Below are 18,727 nucleotides of genomic sequence, written 5' to 3' on the forward strand. Positions count from 1 at the left end.
CAAGGAGGCTGTTTTATGGGAATTGATTTAACGCCTAAGCAAATTGTTGATCAATTGGATAACTATATCATTGGCCAGCATCAAGCTAAAAAGTCGGTTGCCGTTGCACTTAGAAATCGCTATCGCCGGATGAAGCTGGATGAATCCATTAAAGATGAAATCGTACCAAAGAACATTCTGATGATTGGTCCTACAGGGGTTGGTAAAACAGAGATTGCCCGAAGACTGGCAAAGCTTGTTGGCGCCCCATTTGTCAAGGTAGAAGCAACTAAATTTACTGAAGTTGGTTACGTTGGCCGCGATGTAGAATCAATGGTTCGCGATCTGGTTGAAATGGCTATGCGGATGGTTAAAGAGGAAAAAATGGAAAACGTGAAAGGAAAAGCAGAGGTAGAGGCAAATAAAAAGCTTGTACAGCTGCTGATGCCACAAGCCAAAAAGCAATCCGGAGTTAAAAATCCATTTGAAATGCTTTTCGCTAACGGGTCTGATGAGGAAGATGATGAAAAAGACCAGGAAAAAAATGAAGAAATTCGCAACAAGCGAAAACGGATGGAGCAAAAGCTTGCTTTAGGCGAAATGGAAGATCACATTGTCACTGTAGAAATCGAGGAGCTGCCTCCTTCCATGTTTGATATGCTGCAAGGTTCCGGAATGGAGCAAATGGGAATGAACATGCAGGATGCGCTTGGTCAGTTTATGCCAAAGAAAAAGAAAAAACGAAAACTTCCGGTGTCTGAAGCAAGAAAAGTATTAACCTTACAGGAAGCCCAAAAGCTTGTTGATATGGAAGAGGCCGCACAAGAGGCAATTGAGCGAGCTGAACAGTCCGGAATCCTGTTTATTGACGAAATTGACAAAGTAGCTGGTAAACAGGATAATTCCGGAAACGCAAACGTATCCCGGGAAGGGGTGCAACGTGATATCTTGCCAATTGTAGAAGGCTCTACGGTTGTCACGAAGCACGGCCCGGTAAAAACGGATCATATGCTGTTTATTGCAGCAGGGGCTTTCCATATGTCAAAACCGTCTGACCTGATTCCAGAGCTGCAAGGAAGATTTCCAATCCGGGTAGAACTGGAAAAGCTTACGGTAGAAGATTTCCAACGCATTTTAAAGGAACCGTCCAATGCACTGCTGAAACAATATCGGGCATTGTTAAAAACAGAAGGTATAAATGTTGAATTTACAGACAATGCTGTAATTAGACTTGCGGAAATCGCCTATCAAGTTAATCAGGAAACAGATAACATCGGGGCACGCAGATTGCATACCATTTTGGAAAAGCTTCTCGAGGATTTATCATTTGAAGCACCGGATATAACAATGGGAACAGTCGAGATTACCCCGGAATATGTCGATAAGAAATTAAGTACGATCGTAAAAAATAAGGATTTAAGCCAATTTATATTGTAATTTAAACAATCGAATGGAGGATTATCATGGAACTATTAAATCGTGCAAGAAAAATCAATGCAATGCTGCAGAAAGCAACAGGAAAATCGGTGAATTTTAATGAAATGTCGGCATCTTTAAGAGATGTTATTCGCGGGAATGTTTTTATTGTAAGCAGACGTGGCAAACTATTAGGATTCGCCATTAATCAGGAAATTGAGAACGACCGTATGAAGTCAATGCTTGAAGAACGGCAATTTCCAGAGGAGTATACACAAGGATTGTTTGCTATCCATGAAACGACAGCAAACTTGGATATTGACAGCCCGTATACAGCATTTCCGGTAGAAAATCGTGAATTATTCCAAAATGGATTAACAACGATTGTACCGATTATTGGGGGCGGCGAACGTCTTGGGACATTGGTGCTCAGTAGATTAACAGAAAGCTTTAATGAAGATGATTTATTGCTTGCTGAATATGGTGCGACAGTAGTCGGAATGGAAATTCTTCATGAAAAAACGGAAGAAATCGAAATGGAAGCTAGAAGCAAAGCTGTTGTGCAAATGGCTATCAGCTCCCTCTCCTACAGTGAACTAGAAGCAATCGACCATATTTTCGAAGAATTAAACGGAAATGAAGGCTTGTTGGTTGCAAGTAAAATAGCGGACAGAGTTGGAATTACCAGATCGGTCATCGTTAATGCACTTAGAAAGCTGGAAAGTGCCGGCGTAATTGAATCACGTTCATTAGGTATGAAGGGAACATACATTAAAGTTCTTAATAACAAATTCCTTGTTGAGCTTGAAAAATTACGTTCAAGATAAATGTAAAGTCAGGCCCGTTGAAACTAGTTGCAAGGAAAAACATTTTAACTTGATTGGGAACGTATAAATATCAGAGTAAAAAATTAAAAAGACCTAGCAATTTATAAAAATTGCTAGGTCTTTTTTGCTGTAAAATTCCAAGAAATGTACTGAACAATGGGAATATAAGCCCTATAAAATATGTTCAATTACTTACGTTGTATAGAGCATAATATCAATAATGTAAAAATAAACCATTTTTATAGGTATAAATAGGTAGTTAATTATGACCATTTTAGTTTCCCAAGTCGTAATATGTCGAAATATGATGGACATCTTAAGTAGGATAAATTACAATATTCGTGTGGGTATTTTTGATTATGTCTGTCTATTAATTTGGTACTTATTTCAAGGGAGGGTATGACAATTGAATTTGTTTGGCGGAACCATCCGGGCATTGGAAAATTCGCTTGATTATGCAGCGGTTAAAAATCGTACGATAGCAAACAACATTGCAAACGTTGATACGCCGAATTATAAAGCGAAAGATGCCGTTTTTAAAAATATGTTACATAATGAGCTTACAAGTTCAATAAAGGCAAACAGAACACGGCCAGAACATCTGCCATTTGATGGCACATTACATAATTCCTATCAGGTTATTACAAGAAAGGGTACCATGTATAACCACAATGGCAATAATGTCGATATAGATAAGGAAATGGTAGAACTTGCGAAAAACCAAATTTATTACCAGGGGTTGGCTGATCGGATAAGCAGCAAATTTAACAGTTTGCAAACCGTCATTAGAGGAGGAAGATAGCAATGTCGATTTTTAACGCGCTAAATACGAGTGCAAGTGCATTAACAGCTCAGCGGTTACGGATGGATATCGTTTCTTCCAATATCGCTAATGCACAAACGACACGTGCAACGGTTAATGAAAACGGTGAATACGAACCATACCGAAGAAAAATGGTCGTAGCGGAGCCAAAAGAACAGAGCTTTCAATCTTTCCTGCAAAAAGCTTCGCACACCTCATCTTCTCCTGGAGCAGGAGTGAAGGTTACGAAAATAATAGAAGATGACGAGCCTTTTAAGCTGGTTTATAGCCCAGGGCATCCGGATGCGAATGAAGCTGGATATGTGCAAATGCCAAATGTTGATCCATTGAAGGAAATGGTTGACCTAATGAGTGCCACAAGATCATATGAGGCAAATGTCACGTCATTGAATGCGACGAAAAATATGCTGTTGAAAGCATTGGAAATTAGTAAATAAAGACTAGGGAGCGTTGATTGTGATTCAAGGTTTAAATGGTATATCACCAACATTATTATCAGCAGGAGTACATGCTAAACCTAATGTTTCGTCTGGTGAAGCACAGTCGGATTTTGCAAATACTTTAAAACATGCCCTTCAGTACGTTAATGATACGCAGATAGCATCAAATCAAAAAACAGAAAGTCTGGCGAACGGACAAATTGATAATTTGCATGATGTCATGATTACAGCCCAAAAGGCAAATATTACATTGGAAACTTCTGTCCAAATGCAGCGGAAAGTTATCGATGCTTATAATGAAATCATGCGCATGCAAGTGTAAGAAGCGGGAAGACCGGGTAACAGAATATAAACTGGTCTTAAGATTAGATCATAACAATAGGTATACAAATAAATGGTTGTTCGAAGTCATCAAATGCTTTTTGAACGAGCATTTTTATAGATTTTTGGATTTGGCGGGGGAATAAATGAAAGAAAAAATGTTGTATTTCAAAGATAAAGCTAAATCTTTTTGGACGAACAGGTCAAGAAGCCAAAAAGGAATATTTATCGGATCTATTGTTATCGTTGCAGCTTTGATAATTGGGATTGTCTTGTTTACTTCCAATACAAAATTAGTTCCGCTATACAATAATTTGTCAGCACAAGAGGCCGGACAGATAAAGACTGAGTTGGATACAAGAGGCGTACCTTATGAACTGGAGGATGGTGGTTCGACGATTACTGTCCCGGAGGAGCAAGTTGATTCGTTGCTGGTCGATTTCGCCGGGCAGGGTCTTCCGGATAGCGGCAACATTGATTATTCCTTTTTTAGCGAGAATGCTTCATGGGGGATAACGGATAATGAATTCAGCATGATAAAATTGGACGCGATGCAAACAGAGCTTGCCAACTTAATCAAAGGCATCGATGGCATTGCAGATGCCAAAGTAATGATTAATATGCCGAAGGATCCTGTTTTTGTCAGTGATAATGCGGAACAGGCAAGTGCATCCGTCGTAATTAATACAAAGCCCGGACAACAATTTCAAGGGAATCAGATCGAGACACTTTATCATTTAGTGTCAAAAGCAGTTCCGGATTTACCACCAGAAAATATCGTCATTATGAATCAATATTTCGAGTATTATGATCAAAATGCACAAGATGCAAATGGCAATCAGGATACGTATACATATCAGCAAACAGTGAAGAAGGATATTGAACGGGACATTCAACGAAGGGTGCAGCAAATGCTCGGTGCTATGGTAGGACCGGAAAATGTGATTGTATCAGTTACCGCTGATGTCGATTTTACAAAGGAAAATCGTGTAGAAGAAATTGTTGACCCGGTTGACGTGGAGAACATGGAAGGGGTTCCTGTAAGTATCGAGACGGTTCACGAGACATATTCCGGAAACCCTCCCGCAGGCGGTGTACAAGGAACTGGCGACGAAGATGTTCCAGGCTATGAGAGTGTCGATGGAGGAGAAGATGGGGATTATGAGCTTGTAAAAGAAACGGTTAACAATGAATATAACCGTATTCACAAGGAAATAGCGGAAAGTCCGTATAAAGTCCGTGATCTCGGAATTCAGGTAGCTATTGATAAGGTGAAAGGGAAAGACGGGGATGAACTGCAATATTTATCACAGCAGGATGAAAACACGGTTGAGGATGGAATTTCTTCTATATTAAATTCGATCATTACAACCTCCATTGACAAAGAGTTTGGGGAAGTGGATCCGGAAGAGAAAACATCAATCGTATTTCAGGAATTCAGTGGGGATACGGCATTTCCAGAGCCAACGTCACCAGTTATTCCATTATGGTTATACATTGTCGGAGGAATCCTGCTAATTGCTATTATCATTCTCGTTATTCTGCTGTTGAGAAGTCGCCGGGATCAAAAGGAAGAGATAGAGGAAGAAACAACAGCAGCACAAACGGAAGTACGCATTCCGGAAATTGGGGAGAACCCGGACACGGAAGCTGATGCTCGCAGAAAACAACTAGAAAAAATGGCAAAAGAAAAACCGGAAGACTTTGCAAAGCTGCTGCGAAGCTGGATAGCGGAAGACTAGGAGGAACAGGCTATGGCAAGACAAAAAGGTGTATTGAGCGGAAAACAAAAAGCTGCGATTCTCTTAATTTCTTTAGGTCCGGATGTATCTGCCCAAGTGTATAAACATTTAAGTGAAGAAGAAATTGAAAAGCTAAGTTTAGAGATTTCCTCTGTAAAGAAAGTAGAGTCAAATATCAAAGAAGATGTGCTGGACCAATTTCACCAAATTGCCCTGGCACAAGATTATATTTCTCAAGGTGGTATCGGCTATGCCAAAACAGTTTTGGAAAAAGCGTTTGGTAAACAGGAAGCGGCCAATATCATCAATCGGCTTACATCATCATTACAAGTAAGACCGTTTGATTTTGCCAGAAAGGCTGATCCGCAGCAGGTGCTAAATTTCATCCAAAGTGAGCATCCGCAAACGATTGCACTTGTATTGAGCTATCTTGATGCTGAGCAGGCTGGTCAGATATTGTCTGCATTACCACAGGAAATGCAGGCTGATATAGCTAAACGAATTGCAACAATGGATTCAACATCACCGGAAATTATTAGTCAAGTAGAACAGGTGCTGGAACGGAATATTTCTTCCTCTTTAACCGAGGATTATACGCAAACCGGTGGTATTCAGGCTGTTGTGGAAGTATTGAATGGGGTTGACCGCAGTACTGAACGAACAATTTTGGATGCTTTGGAGGTTCAGGATCCTGAGTTAGCCGATGAAATCAAAAAACGGATGTTTGTCTTTGAAGATATTGTCATTCTGGATAATCGTGCTATCCAGCGTGTCGTCCGTGAAGTGGAAAATGAAGACTTGCGTTTGGCACTCAAGGTTGCCAGTGAAGAAGTAAAAAATATTGTCTTTAAAAATATGTCCCAGCGAATGGCCGAAACATTTAAGGAAGAAATGGAGTATATGGGTCCGGTAAGATTGCGGGATGTTGAAGAAGCGCAAACACGTATTGTTTCCACCATCCGCAGACTGGAAGATATTGGCGAGATTGTTATCGCGCGCGGTGGAGGTGACGATATCATTGTCTGATACGTTCTTACACAATCAGCCCACATCAACGGGAAAACGAATTAAAGTAGTACCGATCGAGCTGATTAAACAGAATCCTGTGAAAGAGGAAAACATCAATTCTAAAGAAAATTCATATCCAGTAATTCAGGAGCAGCTGCAGGCTGCCCGTCAAGAATTACAGCAGCTGGAGGAGAAAAAGAAACAAATGATTTCCGAAGCACAGGCGGTAATAGCGCATGATCAAGCCGAATGGGAAAGAACAAGAGAATCCTATATCAAGCAGGCGCAAGAGGAAGGATATCAGGATGGATTTGCGGCAGGCAAACAGGAGAGCATGGAACAGCACAAGCAGCTACTGGAAAAGGCAAATCAAATCGTTCGTACCGCAACAACCGATTATCATGCCAAACTGGAACAAAGCGAAGAGACAATCGTTGACCTGGCAATTCATACGGCTGAGAAAATTATCAACGAAAAGCTGACGGAAGACCCGACATCATTTTTGTCCATTGTAAAAGCTGCAATTAAGGAAATCAAAGATCAATCAACGATTACGGTTTACGTCCATCCGGAAAATTATGAATTCGTATTGCAGCATAGGGATGAACTGGTTCATCTTTTACATGCCGATACCGCCTTGACCATTTATGTGAATGAAGAACTAGCTAAATCAGGCTGCGTGATTGAACACCCTTTTGGAAAAATTGATGCAAGCATTGATACACAATTGCAGCAGCTTCAGGAAGTTTTACATGAACTTGCATTGGAGAACGAACAATGAATCGATCCTTGTTTTTAACAGCAATTGAACAAGCTGATACATTTAAACGTTATGGAAAAGTATTGCGTATCGTTGGATTGATGATCGAATCGCAGGGACCGGATGCAAATATTGGCGAAGTTTGCCTTATTCATGCAGCGAAAGTAAGGAACCAGACAGTGATGGCGGAAGTAGTCGGATTTAATAATGAAAAAATTATGCTTATGCCCTATTCCGAGGTAAGCGAAATTGGACCAGGGTGTCTCGTTGAATCAACAGGAAAGGCGCTGACTATTAAAGTTGGGCGTAGGTTGATTGGCAAGGTAGTAGATTCATTGGGGAAAAGCCTGGACAATGCAAAACTTCCAAAGGGATTGACGAATTATTTAACGGAGCAATCTCCGCCCAATCCATTAGCCAGACCACCGATTGACGAGCCGATCCAGGTCGGGGTAAAGGCGATTGATTCGTTATTAACGGTTGGAAAGGGGCAGCGGATTGGTATTTTTGCGGGTAGTGGTGTTGGAAAAAGTACATTACTAGGCATGATTGCCCGAAATAGCAGTGCAGATATCAATGTTATTGCTCTGATTGGCGAACGAGGCAGAGAAGTAAGGGAGTTTATTGAAAAAGATCTTGGTGAGGCAGGCTTGAAAAAGTCAATTGTTGTTGTTGCAACCTCTGATCAACCAGCATTAATGCGAATTAAAGGTGCCTATACCGCAACAGCAATCAGTGAATATTTTCGTGATTTGGGTTTCCAGGTCAATCTGCTGATGGATTCAGTAACAAGGGTAGCAATGGCACAGCGGGAAGTAGGATTAGCAACAGGTGAACCTCCTACAACGAAAGGGTATACCCCATCCGTATTCGCTGCATTGCCGAAACTGCTGGAGAGGACTGGAACAAGCAGTACCGGCACCATTACAGCATTCTATACGGTACTGGTCGATGGAGATGACATGAATGAACCGATTGCCGACACGGTTCGCGGTATTTTGGACGGACACTTTGTATTGGACCGGAGGCTCGCTGAAAAAGGGCAATTTCCGGCAATCAACATTTTAAAATCGATCAGCAGAGTAATGAATCAAATAGTAGACAAGGAGCATCAAGAAGCTGCCCAGAAATTGCGTTCACTAATGGCTAAATACGAAGACAACAGTGAATTGATTCAAATCGGAGCGTACAAGCGGGGAACTGATCAGGAGATTGATAAGGCAATCGCTTATTACCCTAAAATACAGCATTATCTGAAACAGGCAATATTTGACTACGTGACCCTGGATGATTCGATCAGGCAAATGCAGAAATTACTAAATGGAGGTGCTGATTGATGGCAGCAACAAAAAGGTTATCGAAAATCTTACATATTCGCGAACAGGAAAAGCATGATGCGCAAAAGGCATACCATCATTCGCAGGAGCTGTTTGAGGATGTCGCTGTAAAATTATATACACTGCTTAGGACAAAGGAAGCGGCAGAAGAGTCTTATGAGGGATACCTAAAGCAATCAACACCTATCACAACAATAAAGGAACAATTAACGTATATTGAAATGCTAAATAAAAAAATTATTTCCATGCAGCAATCGGTTGAACAAGCAAGAAATGAAATGGAAACGAACCAGCGACATTTGACAAACGCGCACGTTGAAGTGAAGAAATTTGAAAAAATAATTGAAATAAGACGGCGGGAACAGGATGAAATTGTCCGGAAAAACGAAAAGCAGGCAATGGATGAAATAGCCATACAGCAGTATTTAGGCAGGAAAAATGGGTGAAGAGCTATGGGGAATCAGCCGAAAACACAAGGAAAACAAAAAACAAATCCAATCGTATGGTTTCTATTTGCCATTGTCATTCCGGTAATTGTTGCGATTACACTAGCCATTATTATTTTTACATTGGCTGGTGTGAATGTTATCGACTGGGTGAAAAACACTGGTAATAATATACCGGTCATTTCATCGTTCGTTACTACCGATGAAGAAAAAAATCTGCAGCAAACAGAGGAGAAAATGAAAGCTGCATTGGAAAAGAAAGATGAAAAGATTGAGGAATTGACCCAAAATGTAAATGACCTTGAGGCAACCATCGATAAAATGGAACAAGAAAAGTTAAAACTGGAAAACCGAACAACAAGCGATGAATTAGATGGATCTACCACCGAACAGGAAAGTGAAAATGACACAGTAAAAACCATCTCCTCTTCATTTAAGGAAATGGATCCGAAGCAAGCAGCTTTAATTTTCCAAAAGCTTGATAGTGATATGGCGATTTCCATCCTGAAAGAACTCTCAAATAAAGCCCGTGGCAAAATTATTGCGGAAATGGATCCAGAAACGGCAGCCAAATTGACCAAAATGTTTATCAATAGTGATTAGCTGCCATTTCCTTGAAAGGAGGTGAGAAACGTGAATGGAATAGGTATGATTGCTCAACAGTTGAATCTGCCTGTGCGTGACGTTCCAAGGCAGATGGCAGGTCAAACAGGCAAAACGTCAATTTTTCAAGGATTATTGTTGAACCAAACAGCTGAAGCTGACCATTCATTTGCAGCACAAACACAAGAGGGAGAGGAGGATGGTAACGACTTAAACTTCGAAGGGCTGTTAGCTTTGCTTCAAGCCTTTACAGGTGAACTGTTCCCAGGACAATCTGTGAAATGGGATGAATTTACCCCAAGTATGGAAACAGCGTCTGTTGATGAAAAACTTGGATTAATGCTGGATGCTTTAGCAGGAAAAGCTGCTACAGAAAACTTGCAAACCGATTTAGAGCTTTCAACTGCCCAGCCAGACACTGCTGTACTTTCAGAAACAGCTATTCAGCAGCAATTAGCCACTATTCTTAAGCAGGCAAAAACAGTGATTGGTCAGATCCAAACAGATCTGGATCTGCCAAAAGCAGCGAGATCCATATTGAAATTGTTGGAACAATGGACAGGGCTTACGAAAGGGCTACCTAATAACCAGAGTGCATTGGAAATAATCGTACCTGAAACGACTGAAAATGGGAAAAAAGAGCTGAGCGTTTGGCGAGACCTGGTTACTTTTTTTCAAAAGCGGGACCAGTTTGTGTCCAATCAGCAATACAATATAAATGCTAAAGTAACAAGTCATGACGTGGCAAAAGTGCTGCATAAGGCATTAAACGAGCAATCTGTTGAGAAAGGCTCGACCCAGCAAATACAGGCATTATCATCGATGCCGATGTCTAAAGTGGAACAATACGTTATCTATCTGAATCAGAGTCAACATTCCCAATCGGCGCCTCAGCAACTGATCGAGCAGCTGCAAAAGGTGATGAAGACGAGTAAATTTCTTACGATGAACAATGGTACATCACAATTGTCCATTACACTGAAGCCAGATAATCTTGGTGAAATGATGGTGAAGTTAACCCGAATTAATGGCGAAATGACCGTAAAAATCATGGTCACGTCACAAGCAACGAAAGATATGCTAGAGTCTAATATGCATCAGCTGAAGCATATGTTTTCGCCACAGCAGGTTGTTGTCGAGAAACAAGACATAACTTCACAGCAAGCACAAGGCTTTCAAGGTAAACAAGAAGAACGGTCCATGAATGAACAAAGCGAGGAACATTCCCAGCATCATACGAAGGATGGGGATTCAGGTCAGCAAACAGATGAGACCGAATTGGTATTTCATGACCTGTTAATGAATGAGAAAGTGTAGGTGTTCACTGTGACAAAAATTGATCCATCACTTTATTTAAGTAACCAGCAAAACCAGAACGTACCAAGTCCAGAACTTGGCAAAGACGAATTTTTAAAGATTTTAATGACGCAATTACAAAATCAGGATCCAACCAACCCAATGGATGATCGTGAATTCATTTCGCAAATGGCTACTTTTTCATCGCTTGAACAGATGATGAATATGACACAATCAATCGACACCTTAGTACAAAGTCAACTTGTTTCGCCGGTTATTAAATATAGCCATATGATTGGTAAAGAGGTTACGTATCAAGCTTATGATGAAGAATCCGGAGAAAAGACTTCCATTGAGACGGGTACAGTTGTCGCTGTCAGTCAAAAGGATGGATGGGCTATTTTGGAATTGGAAAATGGTGAAAAGGTCTACGCAGACGCCATCTTAAAAGTTAACGATCCAAGTGCAGCTGCTGATGAAGAAGATGGGAATGCCGATCCCGATTCAACTGAAGGAAGTGAATAGCATGGATCATCGTATTCATCAATTACCATCACATACACTGCCACTGCAAAATGTGAAAAAGGTAGCAAATCCAGCCAAACAATCGGATTTTAAAGCCGTGTTGGCAGGTGTTGATAAAGTAAAGGTTAGTAAGCATGCCAAGGAACGGATAGACGAACGCAATATATCCATTAACGAAAAAGACTGGCAGTTGATTACGGAAAAAATGGCAGAGGCTAAACGAAAGGGCGTTACAGATTCATTAGTTGTGATGAATAATGCTGCATTACTTGTCAGTACAAAAAACAATACGGTCGTAACAGCAATGAACCGGGAAGAGGCAGCAAGCAAAATTTTTACCAATATTAATGGGACAATTCTAATCAATGAATAGGCCGGACCCTTCTGGGAGGCCAACCAAGCTGTTGAATGACTGATTCAGCTTTAAATAATAAAACGAAAAGGGGATTGAAAATATGTTACGTTCAATGTATGCGGGTATTTCAGGAATGAAGGGTTTTCAAACAAAATTGGATGTTATCGGCAACAATATTGCAAATGTCAACACACCAGGCTTTAAAAAAGGTCGTGTGACGTTTCAGGATATGATGAGTCAAATGACTTCAGGTGCACAAGGAGCAACTGCTACGCGTGGCGGGATTAATCCGAAACAAGTTGGACTAGGATCACAGTTAGGAACAATCGATAACATTCATACACAAGGATTCCGGCAAACAACCAATTTCCCGTTGGATTTTGCTTTGGAAGGTGACGGCATGTTTGTTGTAGACGCTGGAGATGGGAATAGATTCTATACTCGTGCTGGAAACTTCCGTCTGGATGACAATGGGGATATTGTAAATCCAGATGGTTACTATTTAGTCGGAATGGATGGAGATCCTCTTAACATTCCTAATACGGCGCAGGATTTTAGCGTGCAAACGGACGGAACGGTAAATTATACTGACGAGAATGGCGATCCGCAAACAGCTGGTCAAATTGCGTTGGCGAACTTTTCCAACCCAGCCGGTCTGCAAAAGGCCGGGAATAACCTGTTCCTCAATACAGAGAATGCAGGATTAGCAGCAGACCTGGCTGCACCCGAGTCTGACGGCACCGCTTCGATCGTTAGCGGCGCACTGGAAATGTCCAATGTAGATCTGTCGGAGGAATTCACGGAAATGATTACTGCCCAGCGTGGTTTCCAGGCGAACACGAGGATTATTACAACATCAGATGAAATTTTGCAGGAATTGGTTAATTTAAAACGATAAATGGAGGGGAAGGGGATGCTTTGATGGTGTCACCCATTGAAGCAACCCCCACTATAGGATGATCAAACTTACGCGATTGAACGATGAAACCTTTACATTGAATGCTTGTATGATTGAGCAAATTCAATCACATCCGGACACAACCATCACATTGTTAAATGGCAAGAAACTGGTTGTAAAGGAAACAGAAGCTAGGGTAGCGGAATTAATTACATATTATTACCGGAAAATCGGGTTTCATGGAATAGTAAAAGAGGTGGATAGTGCCGATGAATAAGCTGGCAAAATCGATGATAACGACCCTGGTTATCCTGCTGATCGCGGGCGCTCTTGCCTTGGTTGTTGTTCTAAATGTAAAGGGCGATGACAAAAAAAGCGGTAGTGCCCAAACACTGGATGACATAGTAGCGTATTCCTATCAAACATCTGATATGACAACTGATTTACAAGATGGCAGCTTTGTCCGTATTCAATTTCAAATTGTTACGGACAGCAAAAATGCTAAAGAGGAAGTAGAAAAGCGCGAATTTCAATTAAAAAATATGTTAATTAAAGAATTAGCAAACATGGATGAGGAAGCTTTCAAAAGTGGCCTCTCCGACTTGGAAGATCATGTGAAGCAAAAATTGAACGAAGTCATGACGGAAGGAAAAGTAACCGACGTTTACACGATTAGCAAAATACTGCAATAACGTGTAATAAAATGAGGCTTAGGGTAGGGGCACATTCCCTGCTGAATTACTCCACGATGGAGGTGAGGATTTTTGGTAGAAGAAGTACTTTCGCAAAATGAAATCGACGCGCTGCTTTCTGCAATATCATCAGGCGAAATGAATGCTGAGGAATTAAAGAAGGAAGAAAAAGAAAAGAAAATCCGCGTTTATGATTTTAAACGTGCACTTCGTTTTTCAAAGGATCAAATTCGCAGTTTGTTACGTATTCATGAAAATTATGCTCGATTATTAACTACTTTTTTCTCTGCACAATTACGTACATATGTCAATATATCGGTTGCGTCGGTTGATCAAATTCCTTATGAAGAATTTATACGCTCCGTACCGAAAATGACGGTGTTAAATATATACAGTGTTGCACCATTGGAAGGCAGAATTTTGATGGAGGTCAACCCGAATATCGCTTATGGGATGCTTGATCGGGTGCTGGGTGGAAAAGGAAGCAGTGTCAACAAAGTAGACAATCTGACAGAAATCGAAACGATGCTGATGTCACAGTTGTTCGAAAAGGCCATTGTTAATCTGCAGGAAGCATGGTCATCACTTGTGGAAATTGATCCGGTTCTGGAAGACTTTGAAGTCAATCCGCAATTTTTGCAAATGGTTGCCCCAAATGAGACAGTTGTTGTCGTTTCCTTGAATACAACCATTGGAGAAACTAGCGGAATGATTAATATCTGTATTCCGCACATTGTATTGGAGCCAATTATTCCGAATCTTTCCGTCCATTATTGGATGCAGACACAGGCGAAGAAACGTGATCCGGAAGCATATGAAAAATTAACCAAAAATGTCCAAGAGGCAAAAGTGGAAGCAAAAACATTGCTTGGTGAAACAACCATTTCAATTCAACAGTTTTTACATTTAAATAAAGATGATGTAATCGGCTTGAATCAGGCAATTGATCAGCCGTTAACACTAAAAATAAATAATGAACCAAAATTTTATGTGCAGCCGGGTAAATTTAAAAATCGGATGTCCGTGCAAATATTAGAAAGAATGATTAAGGGGGGCGACGATGATGAATGATGGAATGCTTTCACAGGATGAAATAGATGCACTACTACAAATTAGTGAAGATGCAGATGAAGGAGATGATACAACACAAGGTACGCGTGCAAAGGCAAATGCTGATGATTATTTCTCCTCGCTGGAAATCGATACGCTAGGAGAGATCGGCAATATCTCATTCGGCAGTTCAGCTACAACACTGTCCACATTATTGCAGCAAAAGGTGGAAATAACGACACCAACTGTTTCTATTATGGAAAAGGCTAATTTGATCGAGGAGTTTACCTTTGAACATGTGAGTATTCAAGTGAATTATGTGGAAGGTTTCAGCGGCAAGAATGTTTTTGTGATCAGGGCAGAGGATGCAGCCGTTATTTCCGATATTATGCTTGGCGGAGAGGGGACAGCTCCAGTTAAGGAATTAACAGACATTCATCTCAGTGCCGTACAGGAAGTAATGAATCAAATGATGGGTGCCGCTGCAACGAGTATGTCTACCGTGTTTGAAAAGCGAATTGACATATCACCGCCGTCGATCAATTTAATAAACTCGGAAAATCTCGCAGATACGGAATCAATGCATGACGAGGAAGTGTTTGTGAAGGTTTCTTTTCAACTAAAAGTAGGAAGTTTGATAGATTCAAATATTATGCAATTGATTCCGATTTCGTTTGCCAAACAATTAGTGGCCCAATTGCTGAACGAATCTGGGGAAAATGCCCAAGAGCAGGCGGCTGCGGCTGTGGAACTACTGGAAAATCCTGTGGAACCGGCCACCGCCCATCAGGAAGTACCATTTGATGTTGAAGAAGAAACACCACAGTATTTAGGAGATCATATTGACCAAAAAAGCGCGACCGTTCAAGAGGCAAATTTCTCCAGCTTTGCTCCTGTTGAGCTGAATAAAAATGAGCAACGTAACCTTGATATGCTGTTGGATATCCCATTAAAGGTTACCGTTGAACTTGGCCGTACGAAGCGAACAATTAAGGATATACTCGATTTGTCATCTGGATCCATCGTTGAACTGGATAAGCTTGCGGGAGAACCAGTCGATATCTTTGTGAATGAAAAACGAATTGCAACAGGTGAGGTTGTCGTTATTGATGAAAACTTTGGTGTTCGAGTAACAGATATTATTAGTCAATCTGCTAGATTAATGAAATTAAAGTAGGGAGAATGGATAAATGGCACACAGTATTTTAATTGTAGATGATGCAGCATTTATGCGAATGATGATCAAAGATATTTTAACGAAGAACGGATTTACTATTGCAGGTGAAGCACAGGATGGGGCTCAGGCAGTGGAAAAATATCAAGAATTGACGCCCGATCTTGTGACAATGGATATTACCATGCCGGAAATGGATGGGATAACAGCATTAAAGGAGATCAGGCAAATAAATCCGAATGCAAAGATAATCATGTGTTCAGCAATGGGCCAACAGGCAATGGTCATTGACGCCATCCAGGCGGGGGCAAAGGATTTCATTGTGAAACCATTTCAGGCCGATCGGGTCATCGAAGCAATTCAAAAGGCGTTAGATTAAGAAAAGCGGAAGCGCCCGGTTAAGGTAGGCCGACTAAAACCGGCCGACAATAACCAACTTCCGGCATGACCGCAACCTGCAGGCCCGCGTATGTGGTGGACATGGCCTTTTCTGATAATGAATTAATATAGTTAAAATTATATTCTTCCTTTACTAGGCAGATAAGAAAGTATAAACTTTCTTATCCTGCATAAGTGCAACTAAGTCATTCGCCCAAAGGCTTGGCGAATGCCAAGTTTTCTAATAAGAAACGAGTGAGTAATGTGGGTAAAAAAATTGGTATCACGGTGGGGTTACTTCTGGTAATCCTATCAACCGTGATGAATATAAATGTCCTGGCAGCATCACCAAATGTCAAGGATTGTATGGAAGGAAACGCTGATTGCGTTGATCTGGACGGGGAGACACCTGATAAGCAGCAGAAGTCTGAAGATGATCAAGCCAATCCAAGCATCGGTAATGATAATGGATCATTGGTATTTGAATTCGTAAAAATGGGGTTTGCCTTATTAATCGTAGTTGCACTTATCTATCTGGTGCTGAAATTTCTAAATAAGCGGAATAGGCTCTTTTCCCGGGTTAAGGCGCTTGAGAATCTTGGCGGTATATCGGTTGGCCCAAATAAATCCATTCAAATTGTCCGTATAGGCAAAAAAATGTATTTGATTGGTGTCGGTGAGAATGTCGAAATGCTTCAGGAGATAACGGATGAGGAAGTAAAAAACGACCTGTTACATCATAACGAGGGACAAAACGAACGTACTATGCCATCACTTTTTTTAACAAAAAATGACGAAGCTCGTACTGGAGAAACGGAGAAACGCAATGAATTCAAAAGACTGTTTACTACTGAACTTGAAAAATTAAAAGAGGGAAGAAAAAAGCTGATTAATCAATCCAGGCAGAAGGAAGATAAACATGAATGATTTTATTGATATGTTTTCAGGTTCAGATCCTTCATCTGTTGCAACATCCGTAAAGCTATTATTATTATTGACCGTTTTGTCGCTGGCACCTAGTATATTAATTTTAATGACAAGTTTTACGAGAATAATCATTGTACTGTCATTTGTAAGGACATCGCTTGCAACACAGCAAATGCCGCCAAACCAGGTCTTAATCGGAATCGCATTATTTTTAACTTTTTTCATCATGGCACCGACGTTTCATGAGGTCTATGATGATGGACTAAAACCGCTTTTTGATGAAGAAATAACACTGGACGAAGCCTATGAACGGGCTAGCGCACCAATGAAGGAATTTATGGCAAAGCACACGAGACAAAAGGACTTGGCGCTATTTATGAACTATGCGGAAATGGAAAAGCCGGAGACTGTTCAAGATATCCCAATTACAACGCTTGTCCCAGCTTTTGCAATAAGTGAATTAAAAACGGCCTTCCAAATGGGATTCATGATCTTTGTTCCTTTTTTGATCATTGATATGGCGGTTGCCAGTGTCTTAATGTCGATGGGGATGATGATGCTGCCACCGGTGATGATTTCACTGCCGTTTAAGATTTTATTATTCGTGCTTGTAGATGGCTGGTATTTGATTACCCACTCCCTGCTTGAAGGGTTTCAATAAAAGAGGTGTGTTCGGTTGAATAGTGAATTTGTTTTAGCGTTAGCAGAAAAGGGAATTTATACGATCTTACTTGTGACAGGACCACTGCTTATCCTGGCGCTCGCAGTCGGACTGCTTGTTAGTATATTCCAGGCAACAACACAAATTCAGGAACAGACTTTAGCTTTTATACCTAAAATAGTTGCTGTCCTGGTTGGGATGGTCTTTTTCGGGCCATGGATGCTGACAAAAATGATTGAGTTTACTGTAGATTTGTACCAAAATTTAAATCAGTTTGTAGGGTAAAACATGTTGGATATGATCAATTTTACTACTGTACCGGCTTTTTTGCTCATTTTTGTACGGATTGCTGCCTTTTTCGTAACGTTGCCATTGTTTTCGTATCGAACAATTCCTGCACCGTTTAAAATAGGTTTCAGCTTTTTTTTGGCATTAATTTTTGTTTATACGGTTGATGCATCCGAAATACCAATAAACGAAACGTATTTTTTGCTGCTGATGAAAGAGGCAATAGTCGGGCTGTTCGTTGGGTTAATCGCCTATATTATTTTAGCGGCAATCCAGATAGCTGGCGGATTTATTGATTTTCAAATGGGCTTTGCAATTGCAAATGTTATCGATCCACAAACCGGTGCACAAAGCCCGTTAACAGGACAATATTTTTATATGATTGCCCTCCTGTTTCTATTATCGGTCAATGGACACTATTTGTTAATCGATGGAATGTATTATAGCTATCAGCTGATTCCAATTGATGCATTTATCCCGTTTCATAACGGGTCAATCGCCGATTTTGTAATTGACACATTTAATCAGATGTTTTTAATAGCATTTCAAATGGCGATTCCGATTGTTGGTTGTTTGTTTCTGGTCGATGTCGCGTTAGGAATCATCGCCAGAACGGTGCCGCAGCTTAATGTATTTGTCGTTGGATTACCATTGAAAATCGGTGTTAGCTTTGTAGTTATTTTGTTTTTCCTTAGCTTATATGTCGTGCTGGTGAAAAATCTGTTTTCAACCATGTTCGACACGATGAGGGGATTAATGCAAATATTCGGAGGTGCTTAAT

The 18,727-nt window shown here is 40.7% G+C and carries 24 protein-coding genes; all 24 read left to right on the forward strand.

Translation table 11 applies throughout. From position 1 onward, the window contains the following. Window positions 1-15 precede the first annotated feature (15 nt). Window positions 16-1,416: an HslU--HslV peptidase ATPase subunit gene (hslU, locus tag CZ382_RS05400; protein WP_088050189.1), complete on the forward strand. Its 1,401-nt coding sequence runs from the start codon at window positions 16-18 to the stop codon at window positions 1,414-1,416. A gap of 26 nt (window positions 1,417-1,442) precedes the next feature. Beyond that, window positions 1,443-2,222 (forward strand): GTP-sensing pleiotropic transcriptional regulator CodY, encoded by a 780-nt coding sequence (gene codY / locus CZ382_RS05405; RefSeq protein ID WP_088050190.1) that lies wholly within the window; start codon window positions 1,443-1,445, stop codon window positions 2,220-2,222. A gap of 406 nt (window positions 2,223-2,628) precedes the next feature. Next, a complete protein-coding gene (flgB, locus tag CZ382_RS05410; RefSeq protein WP_088050191.1) occupies window positions 2,629-3,024 on the forward strand; it encodes a flagellar basal body rod protein FlgB in 396 nt (131 codons plus the stop codon). A 2-nt stretch (window positions 3,025-3,026) separates the two neighbouring features. Continuing rightward, window positions 3,027-3,482 carry a flagellar basal body rod protein FlgC gene (gene flgC, locus CZ382_RS05415; RefSeq protein WP_088050192.1) on the forward strand — a complete coding sequence of 152 codons (456 nt, stop codon included), beginning with the start codon at window positions 3,027-3,029 and terminating at the stop codon, window positions 3,480-3,482. A 22-nt stretch (window positions 3,483-3,504) separates the two neighbouring features. After that, entirely contained in the window at window positions 3,505-3,807 is a 303-nt protein-coding gene (gene fliE / locus CZ382_RS05420; protein ID WP_188724640.1) for a flagellar hook-basal body complex protein FliE, read from the forward strand. Between the two features lie 145 nt (window positions 3,808-3,952). Then, window positions 3,953-5,548 (forward strand): flagellar basal-body MS-ring/collar protein FliF, encoded by a 1,596-nt coding sequence (fliF, locus tag CZ382_RS05425; RefSeq protein ID WP_088050193.1) that lies wholly within the window; start codon window positions 3,953-3,955, stop codon window positions 5,546-5,548. Between the two features lie 12 nt (window positions 5,549-5,560). Beyond that, the gene (gene fliG, locus CZ382_RS05430) at window positions 5,561-6,574 is read left to right on the forward strand and encodes a flagellar motor switch protein FliG (protein ID WP_088050194.1); all 1,014 of its coding nucleotides are present in this window, start codon (window positions 5,561-5,563) and stop codon (window positions 6,572-6,574) included. Then, the gene (gene fliH, locus CZ382_RS05435) at window positions 6,567-7,337 is read left to right on the forward strand and encodes a flagellar assembly protein FliH (RefSeq protein ID WP_159457766.1); all 771 of its coding nucleotides are present in this window, start codon (window positions 6,567-6,569) and stop codon (window positions 7,335-7,337) included. The genes fliG and fliH overlap by 8 nt, the downstream gene beginning before the upstream one ends. Next, entirely contained in the window at window positions 7,334-8,653 is a 1,320-nt protein-coding gene (gene fliI / locus CZ382_RS05440) for a flagellar protein export ATPase FliI (RefSeq protein WP_088050196.1), read from the forward strand. The genes fliH and fliI overlap by 4 nt, the downstream gene beginning before the upstream one ends. Continuing rightward, entirely contained in the window at window positions 8,653-9,099 is a 447-nt protein-coding gene (fliJ, locus tag CZ382_RS05445) for a flagellar export protein FliJ (protein WP_088050197.1), read from the forward strand. The genes fliI and fliJ overlap by 1 nt, the downstream gene beginning before the upstream one ends. 6 nt (window positions 9,100-9,105) lie before the next feature. Further along, window positions 9,106-9,702: a MotE family protein gene (locus CZ382_RS05450; protein WP_088050198.1), complete on the forward strand. Its 597-nt coding sequence runs from the start codon at window positions 9,106-9,108 to the stop codon at window positions 9,700-9,702. Between the two features lie 30 nt (window positions 9,703-9,732). Further along, window positions 9,733-11,019 carry a flagellar hook-length control protein FliK gene (locus tag CZ382_RS05455; RefSeq protein WP_088050199.1) on the forward strand — a complete coding sequence of 429 codons (1,287 nt, stop codon included), beginning with the start codon at window positions 9,733-9,735 and terminating at the stop codon, window positions 11,017-11,019. Between the two features lie 9 nt (window positions 11,020-11,028). Then, window positions 11,029-11,523 (forward strand): flagellar hook assembly protein FlgD, encoded by a 495-nt coding sequence (gene flgD, locus CZ382_RS05460; protein ID WP_088050200.1) that lies wholly within the window; start codon window positions 11,029-11,031, stop codon window positions 11,521-11,523. Between the two features lies 1 nt (window position 11,524). Beyond that, window positions 11,525-11,896: a TIGR02530 family flagellar biosynthesis protein gene (locus tag CZ382_RS05465; RefSeq protein ID WP_088050201.1), complete on the forward strand. Its 372-nt coding sequence runs from the start codon at window positions 11,525-11,527 to the stop codon at window positions 11,894-11,896. A gap of 82 nt (window positions 11,897-11,978) precedes the next feature. Further along, window positions 11,979-12,776: a flagellar basal body rod protein FlgG gene (gene flgG, locus CZ382_RS05470; protein WP_088050202.1), complete on the forward strand. Its 798-nt coding sequence runs from the start codon at window positions 11,979-11,981 to the stop codon at window positions 12,774-12,776. A 58-nt stretch (window positions 12,777-12,834) separates the two neighbouring features. Further along, window positions 12,835-13,053 (forward strand): flagellar FlbD family protein, encoded by a 219-nt coding sequence (locus CZ382_RS05475; protein WP_088050203.1) that lies wholly within the window; start codon window positions 12,835-12,837, stop codon window positions 13,051-13,053. Further along, window positions 13,046-13,468: a flagellar basal body-associated protein FliL gene (gene fliL, locus CZ382_RS05480; protein WP_088050204.1), complete on the forward strand. Its 423-nt coding sequence runs from the start codon at window positions 13,046-13,048 to the stop codon at window positions 13,466-13,468. Before CZ382_RS05475 ends, fliL begins: the two co-directional genes overlap by 8 nt. 72 nt (window positions 13,469-13,540) lie before the next feature. Beyond that, window positions 13,541-14,539, forward strand: coding sequence for a flagellar motor switch protein FliM (gene fliM / locus CZ382_RS05485; RefSeq protein ID WP_088050205.1), 999 nt, complete (start codon window positions 13,541-13,543; stop codon window positions 14,537-14,539). Further along, window positions 14,529-15,695, forward strand: a complete 1,167-nt coding sequence (gene fliY / locus CZ382_RS05490; protein WP_088050206.1) for a flagellar motor switch phosphatase FliY — start codon at window positions 14,529-14,531, stop codon at window positions 15,693-15,695. The genes fliM and fliY overlap by 11 nt, the downstream gene beginning before the upstream one ends. A 13-nt stretch (window positions 15,696-15,708) precedes the next feature. Continuing rightward, complete coding sequence (locus CZ382_RS05495) at window positions 15,709-16,071, forward strand: response regulator (RefSeq protein WP_088050207.1); 363 nt, start codon at window positions 15,709-15,711, stop codon at window positions 16,069-16,071. Window positions 16,072-16,334: 263 nt separating this feature from the next. Then, the gene (locus tag CZ382_RS05500) at window positions 16,335-16,997 is read left to right on the forward strand and encodes a flagellar biosynthetic protein FliO (RefSeq protein ID WP_088050208.1); all 663 of its coding nucleotides are present in this window, start codon (window positions 16,335-16,337) and stop codon (window positions 16,995-16,997) included. Continuing rightward, window positions 16,990-17,658 (forward strand): flagellar type III secretion system pore protein FliP, encoded by a 669-nt coding sequence (fliP, locus tag CZ382_RS05505; protein ID WP_088050209.1) that lies wholly within the window; start codon window positions 16,990-16,992, stop codon window positions 17,656-17,658. Before CZ382_RS05500 ends, fliP begins: the two co-directional genes overlap by 8 nt. Window positions 17,659-17,673: 15 nt before the next feature. Further along, window positions 17,674-17,943: a flagellar biosynthesis protein FliQ gene (gene fliQ, locus CZ382_RS05510; protein WP_088050210.1), complete on the forward strand. Its 270-nt coding sequence runs from the start codon at window positions 17,674-17,676 to the stop codon at window positions 17,941-17,943. Between the two features lie 3 nt (window positions 17,944-17,946). Next, window positions 17,947-18,726 carry a flagellar biosynthetic protein FliR gene (gene fliR / locus CZ382_RS05515; protein ID WP_088050211.1) on the forward strand — a complete coding sequence of 260 codons (780 nt, stop codon included), beginning with the start codon at window positions 17,947-17,949 and terminating at the stop codon, window positions 18,724-18,726. The last annotated feature ends 1 nt before the right edge of the window (window position 18,727 follow it).

It is taken from the genome of Virgibacillus dakarensis (assembly GCF_900155625.1).
In the GTDB taxonomy this organism is placed as follows: Bacteria; Bacillota; Bacilli; order Bacillales; family Amphibacillaceae; genus Lentibacillus_C; species Lentibacillus_C populi.